9 protein-coding genes are annotated in these 11,145 nt (G+C 68.8%); all 9 read right to left on the reverse strand.

Annotation, left to right across the window (positions count from 1 at the left end):
- Positions 1–15 precede the first annotated feature (15 nt).
- The 9 genes from dinB to HUK68_RS14835 all read right to left on the reverse strand — a co-directional run bounded on the left by dinB (position 16) and on the right by HUK68_RS14835 (position 11,053).
- Complete coding sequence (gene dinB, locus HUK68_RS14795) at positions 16–1,209, reverse strand: DNA polymerase IV (RefSeq protein WP_175505857.1); 1,194 nt, start codon at positions 1,207–1,209, stop codon at positions 16–18.
- 94 nt (positions 1,210–1,303) lie between these two features.
- The gene (locus HUK68_RS14800) at positions 1,304–2,227 is read right to left on the reverse strand and encodes a DMT family transporter (RefSeq protein WP_175504868.1); all 924 of its coding nucleotides are present in this window, start codon (positions 2,225–2,227) and stop codon (positions 1,304–1,306) included.
- Positions 2,228–2,346: 119 nt separating this feature from the next.
- Positions 2,347–3,528 carry an alpha-hydroxy acid oxidase gene (locus tag HUK68_RS14805; RefSeq protein ID WP_175504869.1) on the reverse strand — a complete coding sequence of 394 codons (1,182 nt, stop codon included), beginning with the start codon at positions 3,526–3,528 and terminating at the stop codon, positions 2,347–2,349.
- 239 nt (positions 3,529–3,767) lie between these two features.
- Positions 3,768–5,966: a penicillin-binding protein 1C gene (pbpC, locus tag HUK68_RS14810; protein WP_175504870.1), complete on the reverse strand. Its 2,199-nt coding sequence runs from the start codon at positions 5,964–5,966 to the stop codon at positions 3,768–3,770.
- A gap of 5 nt (positions 5,967–5,971) precedes the next feature.
- Positions 5,972–6,835 (reverse strand): endonuclease/exonuclease/phosphatase family protein, encoded by an 864-nt coding sequence (locus HUK68_RS14815; RefSeq protein ID WP_175504871.1) that lies wholly within the window; start codon positions 6,833–6,835, stop codon positions 5,972–5,974.
- A gap of 70 nt (positions 6,836–6,905) precedes the next feature.
- Positions 6,906–7,748 (reverse strand): carbohydrate ABC transporter permease, encoded by an 843-nt coding sequence (locus tag HUK68_RS14820; protein ID WP_175504872.1) that lies wholly within the window; start codon positions 7,746–7,748, stop codon positions 6,906–6,908.
- Positions 7,745–8,650 (reverse strand): carbohydrate ABC transporter permease, encoded by a 906-nt coding sequence (locus tag HUK68_RS14825; protein ID WP_175504873.1) that lies wholly within the window; start codon positions 8,648–8,650, stop codon positions 7,745–7,747. Before HUK68_RS14825 ends, HUK68_RS14820 begins: the two co-directional genes overlap by 4 nt.
- Before the next feature lie 4 nt (positions 8,651–8,654).
- The gene (locus tag HUK68_RS14830) at positions 8,655–9,941 is read right to left on the reverse strand and encodes an ABC transporter substrate-binding protein (RefSeq protein ID WP_175504874.1); all 1,287 of its coding nucleotides are present in this window, start codon (positions 9,939–9,941) and stop codon (positions 8,655–8,657) included.
- A 71-nt stretch (positions 9,942–10,012) separates the two neighbouring features.
- On the reverse strand, positions 10,013–11,053 hold the full coding sequence (locus tag HUK68_RS14835) for an ABC transporter ATP-binding protein (RefSeq protein WP_175504875.1): 1,041 nt from the start codon (positions 11,051–11,053) through the stop codon (positions 10,013–10,015).
- Positions 11,054–11,145: the final 92 nt, after the last annotated feature.

Consider the following 11,145-nt stretch of genomic DNA (forward strand, 5'->3'; position numbering starts at 1 on the left):
TCGATCATCGCATAGCTAGAACAGCGGCGCGGTGAACGGATCGGAGTCGGCGCGCGTGCGCCGAGCGGGCGTGCGCCGAGCGGGAGGTGGCGGCTCCTCGCCGGCCTTGACCAGCGCGCCGACGCGTACGCCCAGCAGGCGCAGCCGCTGCGTCAGCGGCACGCGCTTGAGGCATTGGCCCGCCGCGCGCCGGATGGCCGCGGCATCGGCAATCGGCAAATCCAGCGTCATGTCGCGCGTGGCGGTCTTGAAGTCGGCGTAGCGCAGCTTGATGCCTATCGTGCGGCCCGAGTAGCCCTTGCGCTGCAGGTCGGCCGCCACCTGCTCGCACAGCCGCGTGAACACCGCGCCCAGTTCCTGGCGGTCGTCACGCGCATGCAGGTCGCGCTCGAAAGTGGTCTCGCGGCTCATGCTCACCGGCTCGCTCTCGGTGACCACGGGACGATCGTCGCGGCCCCAGGCGGCATCGTGCAGCCAGGCGCCATAAGCCTTGCCGAACTGCTGCACCAGCCAGGGGCGGGGGCGCGCCGCGAGATCGCCGATGGTGGTGATGCCCAATGCCTGCAGCCGCGCATCGGACTTCGGGCCGATGCCATTGATCTTGCGGCAGGCCAGCGGCCAGATCAGCCGCTGCAGATCATCGGGCTGCACGATAGAGATGCCGTGCGGCTTGTTGAATTCGCTGGCCATCTTGGCGAGCAGCTTGTTGGGCGCGACGCCGATCGAGCAGGTCAGTCCCGTGGCATCGGCGATCGCGCGCTGCATCAGCTGCGCCAGCGAGCGCCCGCCCTGGCGCTGGCCGCCGGGGATGTCGGTGAAGTCGATGTACACCTCGTCGACGCCGCGGTCCTCCATCAGCGGCGCCATGGACAGCACGATGTCCTTGAACTGGCGCGAAAAGCGCCGGTACTCGGCGAAGTCGACGGGCAGCAGGATCGCCTGTGGACACAGCCGCGCAGCCTTCATCAACCCCATCGCCGAGCCGATGCCAAACGGCCGCGCCTGGTAGGTGGCAGTGGTGATCACGCCGCGGCCGGTGTAGTCCTTGAGCAGCGGGAACTCCTCCACCGGAATGGCCGACAGCGGCTGGCCCGCGTAGCGCTGCAGCAGCGCATTGTCGGGCCCGCGCCGGCCGCCACCGATCACCAGCGGCAGGCCCTTGAGCTGGGGATAGCGCAGCAGTTCGACCGACGCAAAGAACGCGTCCATGTCGAGGTGGGCAATGCGGCGCGGCAGCGGCAGTTCGGCGGAGGCAGTCACCCGTGAATTGTGCTTGCAGCCCGGCGCCCCTGCCGGCGCGCGCTCAATACTCCAGTGTCACCAGGACCAATCCCACCAGCATCAGCAGCATGCCGATTTTCTCGGGCCAGCTCAGCGGCTCGCGCAGCACGCGGCGCGAGACCACGTAGCTGAACACCACCTCGACCATGCCCAGCGTGCGCACCTGGGCCGCGCCCTGCATGGCATAGGCGCTGAACCAGGCCATGGATGCGGCCGCGCCCATGCTGCCGGCGACCAGCGACACGCGCCAGGCGCGGAACACCGGCATCAGCCCGCCCGGGTGGCGCCAGGCGATCCACGCGCCCAGCACCAGCGACTGCAGCGTCTGCGCCAGCGTCACGCCCCAGGCGCCGTTGATCCAGGGCACCGGTTCGCCCAGCGCGATGGCGCCGCCGCGAAAGCCGATGGCGGCAATTGCAAAGAACGCGCCACAGGCCAGGCCGTAGAGCGCCGAGCGGCTGAACCATGCCGCGAGCGACCAGCGCCGCTCGCGCGGCGGCAGCGACAGGATCACCACGCCCAGCGTCGCGATCACCATCGCGCCCACGGCCAGCGCCGTCGGCAGCTCATGCAGGAACACGGTGCCGAACAGCGCCACCTGCAGCACTTCGGTCTTGGACAGCGTCACCGCAATGGCGAAGTTGCGCTCGCGCATCGCCAGCAGCAGCATGGCCGTGCCGCCGACCTGGAACAGCGCGCCCAGCGCGATCCAGGCGACATAGGCGGCGCTGAAATCGGGCAGCGCGCGCGGCGACAGCAGGTAGAGAAAGCCCAGCCACAGCAGTGCAAACGGCAGGCCGTAGAGGAAGCGCACCAGCGTGGCCGGCAGCGTGCCGATGGCCTGCGTCAGGGTACGCTGCGCAGCATTGCGCGCGGTCTGGGCCAGCGCTGCGAACAGCACCATGGGCACCCAGAGCCAGGAGAAATCAGTGGGAAGGGAGGACATACGGCAGCCAGGAAAACGGGGGCGGTTCCCCCTGCGCCGAGCATAGCGCCGCCGACTCGCGCGCGGCAGCGCTTTTGGCGAGGCGCGCCGCAGCGATCAGAGATGCGGCGCGGCCCGGCTCAAGCCGCCGGAAACGGCAGTGGATAGCTGCCCGGCACCAGGATGGAACGGTCCACCTGGTCGATGTGCGTGCGGCCGCAGAACGCCATGCTGATGTCGAGTTCGCGCTGGATGATCTGCAGCGCGCGTGCCACGCCGGGCTGGCCATAGGCGCCCAGGCCGTAGAGGAAGCTGCGTCCGATCAGCGTGCCCTGCGCTCCCAGCGCGCGCGCCTTGAGCACGTCCTGGCCGCTGCGGATGCCGCCATCCATCCAGACCTCGATGTCCTTGCCCGCGGCCTCGACGATCGACGGCAGCGCCGCGATCGACGAGGGCGCGCCGTCGAGCTGGCGCCCGCCGTGGTTGCTCACCACCAGCGCATCGGCGCCGCTGTCGACGGCAAAGCGCGCGTCTTCGGCATCCATGATGCCCTTGAGAATGATCTTGCCGCCCCAGCGCTTCTTGATCCATTCGACATCGGCCCAGCTCAGCTGCGGGTCGAACTGCTCGGCCGTCCACGACGACAGCGAGGACAGGTCGGACACGCCCTTGGCGTGGCCCACGATGTTGCCGAAAGTACGGCGCTTCGTGCCTATCATGCCCAGGCACCAGTGCGGCTTGGTGGCGAGATTGAGCAGGTTGCGCAGCGTCGGCCGCGGCGGCGTCGACAGGCCGTTCTTGATGTCCTTGTGGCGCTGGCCCAGGATCTGCAGATCGAGCGTGATCTGCAGCGCCGAGCAGTTCGCGGCCTTGGCGCGGTCGATCAGGTTCTCGATGTAGCCGCGGTCGCGCATCACATACAGCTGAAACCAGAACGGGTGGCGCTGCGTGGCCTCGGCCACGTCTTCGAGCGAGCAGATGCTCATCGTCGACAGCGTGAACGGTACGCCGAATTCCTTGGCCGCGCGCGCGCCGAGGATCTCGCCGTCGGCATGCTGCATGCCGGTCAGCCCGGTGGGCGCGATCGCCACCGGCATCGCCACTTCCTGGCCCAGCATGGTGGTGCGCGTGCTGCGCCCGCTGAGATTCACGGCCACGCGCTGGCGCAGCTGGATGCGCTGGAAATCGCTTTCGTTGGCGCGGTAGGTGGACTGCGTGTACGAGCCTGAATCCGCGTAGTCGTAGAACATGCGCGGCACACGCCGCTGCGCCACCGCGCGCAGGTCTTCGATGCAGGTGATGTGGGAGAGGTCGGATACCACTGGGTTGCCCTTTTCTGAACAGGGTGCATCGTAATGCGCGGCGGCGGCGCTGTGTGCGGCGCGGCGTTGAAAGGATTTCGGCGGGCGTGAAATTTTGTACAGACTACATACACGGCCCGCTCGACACCAGGCGTGGGACGTTCATGCTTCGACAAGCTCAGCACGAACGGGTTGACGACGGTTCGCCCCGAGCTTGGCAGCGAGCATCCTACATCCACCATCGCATCAAGTGCTCTCTCTCAGCGCACTCCCGCTCCCCGCACCTCGAACCCCACGCTGTCGAGCACCGCTCCCCGCGCGTCGCGCAGCTCCATCCGGTGCCGTCCCGGCCAGGGCAGCCAGGCCCAGTGCGCGCCGCGCGCGACCTCCTTGCCGTCGAGCCACCAGCGCAGCGCGCGCGCATCGCCGCCCGGGCGCTGGGCCGCGAACTGCAGGCGCTGGCGGTCGGGCGGAATGTCGGGGTCGAGCGCGATGATGGTGCCGGCCACGGGGCGCAGGATGCGGCCCTGCGCCGCCGAGGCCGCGGTCGCGGCATTCGATTCGAGCGCGAACAGCGCCTGCTGCGTGCCGGGCAGGAACCATTCGCTGCGCGCCGCCGCCAGTGGCTCGCGCGTGGCCGGGTCAGGGCCGTAGCGCACCTCGGCGCGCAGCAAGGCCGGGCGTTGCGGCGTGGCTGCGGGCGGCCGCGGCGCGCGGCTGGCGCGCTGCGCATGCAGCTGGGCCATCACGTCGGCCCAGATCGGCGCGGCGCCGCTGCTGCCGCTCACGCCATGCATGGCCGCGCCGCCCGCATTGCCGACCCAGACGCCCACGGTGTAATGCTGCGACCAGCCCACGGCCCAGTTGTCGCGCATGTCCTTGCTGGTGCCGGTCTTCACCGCCGTCCAGAAGCGCGTGGCCAGCACGCTGTCGGTGCCGAAAGTCGGCGCGCGCGCATTGCCGTCGGACAGGATGTCGCCGACGATGAATGCCGCGCGCGCATCGAGCGCGTTCCTGCAGGCCGGCGCGGGCCCGGCGGCCGCCGCCAGCTGCGCCGCGGCCACGGGCCGCCAGCAGCCGCCATTGGCCAGCGCACGGTAGGCATTGGTCAGCTGCAGCAGCTGCACCTCGGCACTGCCCAGCGCCAGGCTGTAGCCGTAGTAGCCGCCGCTTTCGCGCAGCGGCATGCCCAGCGCGCGCAGCTGCTCGAAGAACGCATCGGGCGAGACCATGGCCAGCGTGCGCACCGCGGGCACGTTGAGCGAGGCCGCGAGCGCCGTGCGCACCGTGACCCAGCCCTTGAAGCGCCGGTCGTAGTTCTGCGGGATGTACAGTCCGCCGGGCGTGGGAATGTGGGCAGACGAATCCTCGATCAGCGAGGCCGCGGTGAGCCGCTTCTCGGCCAGCGCCTGGGCATAGAGAAAGGGCTTGAGCGTCGAGCCGGGCTGGCGCAGCGCCACCACGCCGTCGACTTCGCGCGCCTGGCTCAACGCGCCCGAGGAGCCGACCCAGGCCAGCACCTCGCCCGTGGCGTTGTCCAGCACCAGCACCGCGCCGTCCTCGACATTGCGGCCCTGCAATTCGCGCAGGTGCTGCTGCAGGCTGCGCATCGCCTGGCGCTGCACCGGGCCGCTGAGCGTGCTGCGCAGGCTGCCGTTCGCCGGCGCCCCGGTTTCCGCCAGCACGCGCCGCGCAAAATGCGGCGCCACGCCATCGGCCGCCGGCCATTGCCGCTGCTGCAGGCTGCTTTCGGTGAACAGCGCCAGGGCTTCGCAGTCGACGCGCTGCTTCTGCAGCTGCTCGAGCAACGCGCAGGTGCGCTGCGCCACGCGCGCGGGCGCGGCGTTGGGCGCGCGCACCAGCACCGCGGCCACGGCGGCCTCGCGCGCATCAAGGCCATGCGCGGCCTTGCCGAACAGCGTGCGCGACAGCGCGTCGATACCCACCAGTTCGCCGCGGAACGGCACCAGGTTCAGATAGGCCTCGAGGATCTGGTCCTTGCGCCAGCGCCGGTCGAGCACCTGCGCGGCCACGCTCTGGCCGAGCTTTTGCACCAGCGTGCGCCCGCCCGGGCCGCGCTGCCAGTCGCCATCGACCAGGCCGGCCAGCTGCATGGTGATGGTGCTCGCGCCGCGCGTGCGCTGGTGCCACAGCCGGCCCCAGGCCGCCGACGACACCGCCGCCCAGTCCACGCCGCTGTGTTCATAGAAACGCTGGTCTTCGCTGAGCACCAGCGCCGTGCGCAGCGCGGTGGAGACATCGGCCAGCGCCACCCATTCGCCGCGGCGCACGCTGGCATCGGTGCGCAGCCGCTGCAGCACTTCGCCCTCGCGCGACAGCACCAGGGTCTCGGAGGGACGGTGCGCAGCGCGCACCTCGTCATAGCTGGGCAGGGCCCAGGCCGCGGGCGCCGCGGCCAGCAGCACGCCGCAGCAGGCCAGGGTTCGAACGCGCGCCACCGCGCTCAACCCAGCGTCAGCGCCACGGGCTGGTGGTCCGAAGCCTGGGTCTTGGCGTCGACATCCCAGGCGCGCACGCGCGAGCGCAGGCTGTCGCTGACCAGCATGAAGTCGCAGGCAATCGGCTCGGGGCCGTAGCGCCGGTCGAACAGCTTGAAGGTCGGCGGCTGGGGCTGATCGGGGTGCAGCACGCGCCAGCTGTCATGCCACTGGCCCGGTTGCAACGCGCCCTCTTCGCCCGCGGTCCAGGGCGCGGTCAGCGCCGCGTATTCGGGCTCGTGCGCCTCGAAGTTGAAGTCGCCGCACAGCACGGCATGCGGCGTCTGCGCCTTGGTCTGGAACGGCGAGCCGTCGCGGCATTCCTCGGGCGGCGCGGCGGCCACATTGCTGGCGGCAAGGTGCAGACTGCGCAGCGCGCGCGCCTGCGCCATGCGCTGGGGCTTGGAGTAGTACTCGAGATGCGTGGTCATGATGCGCACCGCGCCCAGGCGCGCATCCATCACCGTCACCACGGTGCACATACGCGGCATGCTGCGCACACCGGCGTCAGCGGGATAGGGCAAGGGGAAATGCTGCACCTGCAAGGCCGGCAGCCGCGTGGCGATCAGATTGCCAAAGCGCTGGCGGCCCGCGCTGGTGAACTCGTCGACGGCCGCGCCAAAGAACAGCTGCCAGCCCGGCAGCAGTTGCTGCAGCTGCGCCAGCTGGTCGCCGGGCTTGCCTTCGAGGCCCGGGTAGTTGATGGCGATTTCCTGCAGGCACAGCACGTCGGCATCGGCCAGCGCGCGCGCCTGTTCGATGATGCGTTGCGGGCTGACCTGCTTGTCGAGGCCGCAGCACCACTGCGTATTCCAGCTGAGGATGTTCATGGATGCATTACAACCCAAGGCGCAGGCGCTGCAAGCCAGCAAAGGCCGCTTGCGCCTTGCGCCGCCTGAGCTACTTGATGCCGGCGCGCATGAAACTCTGCACGAACTGGCGCTGGAACAGCAGGAAGGCGATCAGCAGCGGCGCCGAGGTCATCAGCGTGGCCGCGGTGATGGTCGACCATTCGACGCCCTGCTCCACCGAGGAAAACACCTGCAGCCCCACGGTGAGCGGGCGCGACTCGACGCTGTTGGTGATGATCAGCGGCCACAGGAAGTTGTTCCAGTGGAAGCTCACCGACACCAGCGCAAACGCGGTATAGACCGGCTTGGCCAGCGGCACGTAGACGCGCCACAGCGTCTGCAGCGCGCTCGCGCCCTCGACGCGCGCGGCTTCGTCCAGTTCCCTGGGAATGCCCATGAAGGTCTGGCGCAGCAGGAAGATCGCGAACGCCGACGCGAAATACGGCAGGCCGATGGCCAGCAGGCTGTCGACCAGGCCCAGCCTGGCCATGGTCTGGTAGTTCTCCACCAGCAGGATGTCGGGCATGATCATCAGCTGCACCAGCACCAGTGCAAACGCAATGTTCTTGCCGCGGAATTCGTAGCGCGCGAACGCATACGCCGCGAGCGTGCTGAGCACCAGCTGCGCGCCCAGGATCATGGCCACCAGCAGCGTGGTGTTGAGGAAGTAGCGCGCAAACGGCGCGGCCTGCCAGGCATGGCGGAAGTTCTCGAGCGTCCAGGGCGCGGCGAGATCGAAGCGCGCGGAGAACTCGGCGGGGTGAAAGGCCGTCCAGACCGCATACACCAGCGGCAGTATCCATAGCAGCGCCAGCAGCCAGGCCGCGGCCGTGTCGAGCCACGACGCGGTGTACAGCGCCGGCCCCGGGCGCGGCAATTGTCTTGCGCTCATTTGTAATGCACCCGCTTGTCCAACACGAAGAACTGGAACAGCGCGACGCTGGCCAGCACCACCACCAGCACCACGGTGATGGCCGCCGCATAGCCCGCATCCCAGAACTTGAAGCCGACTTCATAGAGGTGGTAGAGCAGCAGGCTGGTGGCGTTGTCCGGTCCGCCGCGCGTCAGGATGAACACATGGTCGACCAGGCGGAACGCATTCACCACGGCATTGACCAGCACGAACAGCGTGGTCGGCATCAGCAGCGGCCACTGCACGCGGCGGAAGTAATACCAGCGCGACGCGCCCTCGATGGCCGCGGCCTCCTTGAGGCTCGGGTTGAGCGTCTGCAGCGCCGCGAGATAGAAGATCATGAAGAAGCCGGCCTCCTTCCAGATCGCGACCAGCGTGACGCAGGCCAGCGCCGTCGACGGATCGCCGAGCCAGTTGTGCGAGGGCAGGCCCAGCGCGCCCGTGATCTGCTCGAGCAGCCCGTATTGCGGCGTGTAGAAGAACAGCCAGATATTGGCCACCGCGATCATCGGCAGCACCGTGGGCGTGAAGTAGGCCATGCGCAGGAAGGCGCGGCCGCTCAGGCGCTCATTGACCCACAGCGCCATGACCAGCGCCAGGCCGATCGACAGCGGAATCGTCGCGCCCGCAAACCACAGGTTGTTGCGCACCGCCTGCCAGAACACCGGGTCCTCGACCATCACCTGGTAGTTCTCCAGGCCGACCCACTGCGCGGGCCGGCTGCCGCGCGGCGTTGAGAAGAAGCTGTCGACCAGCGTGGCCAGCGCGGGCCAGTGCGTGAACGACACCAGCAGCACCAGCGCCGGCAGCAGCAACAGCCAGGCATGCAGGGCGCCCTGGCTGACAGCTGCGCGTGGCGCGAGAATCGGACCCGCAGCCATGCGCTTACTGGTAGCTGCGCAGCAGGCGGTCGGCCTCGCGCTGCGCGTCCTTGAGCGCCTGCGCCGACGTCTTGCTGCCGTTGAGCGCGGCCTGCACGGCGTCGTTGAGCAGCTTGGTCACGCGCTGGTTGTCATGCGTCGAGAACTCGGCCACCGACACCGGCAGCTGGTCGCGCGCGACCAGTGCCGGCGGGAACTCCTGGCCGTACTTCTTCAGCGTCGGCGTCTCGTACGCCGCGGGCGACACGGCCACGTAGCCGGTGTCCATGCTCCACTGCGCCGCGCGCTCGGGCTGGGTGACCCACTTGATGAACTCGAACGCGGCCTGCTGCTGCGCGGGTGTGGACTTCTTGAAAATGTAGAAGTTGCCGCCGCCCGTGGGCGAACCCTTGCGCACGTTGCCCGCGATCTGGCCGACGCCGAAATCGAACTTGGCGTTGGCCTTGAGGTTGGTGAGGTTGCCGGTGGTGGTGACGATGATCGCCGCCTTCTGTTCGATGAAGTCCTTGGGCGTGGTGCCCCACTCGACCACGCCGCTGGGGTGCACGCCCTGGCGCGCAAGGTTGACCCAGTAGTCGAGCGCCTCGATGACCTTGGGATGGTCGAGCGTGACCTTGGTGCCGGTGTCGTTGGCCAGCAGCACGCCGTTGGGCGTGGTGAGCGTCTGCAGCATCCAGTAGCCAAAGCCGGTCGAGGGAATCTGGATGCCGTACTGCACGACCTTGCCGCTCGCGTCCTTGCGCGTGAGCTTCTGCGCGGCGTCGCTGAGTTCCTTCCAGGTCTGCGGCGCGCGGTTCGGATCGAGCCCTGCCTGCTTGAACAGGTCCTTGTTGTAGTACATCACCACCGTCGAGCGCTGGAACGGCACGCCCCAGGTCTTGCCGCCGGTCTGGCTGTTGGCCATGAAGGCCGGGTAGAAGCCCTTGAGCCAGGCCTGGTCGTCGGCCGTCTTCACGAACTGGTCGATGGGCACGATCGCGTCTTCATCGATCAGCGTGAACATGTCGGTCGACAGCAGCACCGAGGTCGCGGGCGGCTTGCCCGACTTGTGCGCCGTGAGCGCCTTGACGATGGTTTCCTGGTAGGTGCCGGCATAGATCGGCGTGAGCTTGATGTTCGGGTTGGCCTTCATGAAGTCGGCCGCGAAACCATCGATGGTCTTGGCAATGGCGCCGCCCACGGCCACCGGGTAGTAGAACGGCACTTCCACCTGCGCCTGGGCATGGGCCAGGCCCAGCGTGCCGAGGGCACCGGCCAGGGCCAGGGTCTGGATGAAGGTCTTGCGATGCATGGAAACTCCTGAAAAAAAACACGGGGGCGGGCACCGCCGCGGCAATGCCCAAAAACCGCAAGGGCGCGGATTCAGCCGGCGCGCGTAGCAATGCGCAGCCCGTCGCTGCCAAAGAAATGCGTGTCGCCTGCATGCCAGGCCAGGCGCACCGGCGCGCCCGTGGGCACCTGCTGCGGGCCGGGCGCGCGCACCGTGAGCACCTCGCTGCCGATGCGGCAGCGCAGCACCAGGTCGGCGCCCAGGTATTCCTGGCCCACGACCTGGGCATCGAAGCCGGGCTGCGATGCATTCACCACGGCAATGGCTTCGGGGCGCAGGCCCATGCAGCGCGCGCCGTCCGCGCCGACGCCGACATCGCTGCCCGCAATGCGGCCGTGTTCGAGGGAAATCAGATTCATGGCCGGCGTGCCGATGAAGCGCGCGGCAAAGCGGCTCGCGGGCCGCGCATACATCTCGCGCGGCGTGGCGCATTGCTCGACCTGGCCCTGGTGCAGCAGCACCACCTGGTCGGCCATGCTCATGGCCTCGGCCTGGTCGTGCGTTACATAGACCACGGTGAGCCCCAGGCGCTGCTGCAGTTCGCGCAGCTCGCTGCGCATCTCCTGGCGCAGCTGGGCATCGAGATTCGACAGCGGCTCGTCCATCAGGCAGACCTTGGCCTGCGCCACCAGCGCGCGGCCCAGCGCCACGCGCTGCTGCTGGCCGCCCGAGAGCTGGCCCGGGCGCCGGTCGAGCAGGCCCGTGAGCCCGAGCAGCTGCGCGGCCTCGGCCAGGCGCTTGGCCGATTCGGCCGCGGGCACCTTGCGCACCGACAGGCCGAAGCCGATGTTCTGCGCCACCGTCAGATGCGGAAACAGCGCGTAGTTCTGGAACACCATGGCGATGCCACGCTGCGCCGGCGGCAGATGGCCCACCTCGCGGCCATCGATGCGCACGCTGCCCTCGGTGGCCGTCTCGAGCCCCGCGATGATGCGCAGCGTCGTCGACTTGCCACAGCCCGAAGGCCCGAGCAGCACGCAGAAAGTTGCCGGTTCTATGCGCAAATGCAGCGCGCGCAGCGCCGTCGTTGCACCCCAGGACTTTGCGACACCGTCGAGTTCTATCAAGGACATGGGTGCCTAGTCTAGGCAGCTCATGTGACGGATGGATGTCAATTTTGCCCGTGCTTACCCTGATGTCACGCGGCGCATGCGCTGCATGCCAC

It is taken from the genome of Comamonas antarctica (genome assembly GCF_013363755.1).
Classification (GTDB): domain Bacteria; phylum Pseudomonadota; class Gammaproteobacteria; order Burkholderiales; family Burkholderiaceae_C; genus Comamonas; species Comamonas antarctica.

Excerpts from the sequence above, each read along its gene's own strand:
- dinB (WP_175505857.1), bottom strand. The coding sequence starts at position 1,209 with ATGGACGCGTTCTTTGCGTCGGTCGAACTGCTGCGCTATCCCCAGCTC.
- HUK68_RS14800 (WP_175504868.1), bottom strand. The coding sequence starts at position 2,227 with ATGTCCTCCCTTCCCACTGATTTCTCCTGGCTCTGGGTGCCCATGGTG.
- HUK68_RS14815 (WP_175504871.1), bottom strand. The coding sequence starts at position 6,835 with ATGAACATCCTCAGCTGGAATACGCAGTGGTGCTGCGGCCTCGACAAG.
- HUK68_RS14820 (WP_175504872.1), bottom strand. The coding sequence starts at position 7,748 with ATGAGCGCAAGACAATTGCCGCGCCCGGGGCCGGCGCTGTACACCGCG.
- HUK68_RS14825 (WP_175504873.1), bottom strand. The coding sequence starts at position 8,650 with ATGGCTGCGGGTCCGATTCTCGCGCCACGCGCAGCTGTCAGCCAGGGC.
- HUK68_RS14830 (WP_175504874.1), bottom strand. The coding sequence starts at position 9,941 with ATGCATCGCAAGACCTTCATCCAGACCCTGGCCCTGGCCGGTGCCCTC.
- HUK68_RS14835 (WP_175504875.1), bottom strand. The coding sequence starts at position 11,053 with ATGTCCTTGATAGAACTCGACGGTGTCGCAAAGTCCTGGGGTGCAACG.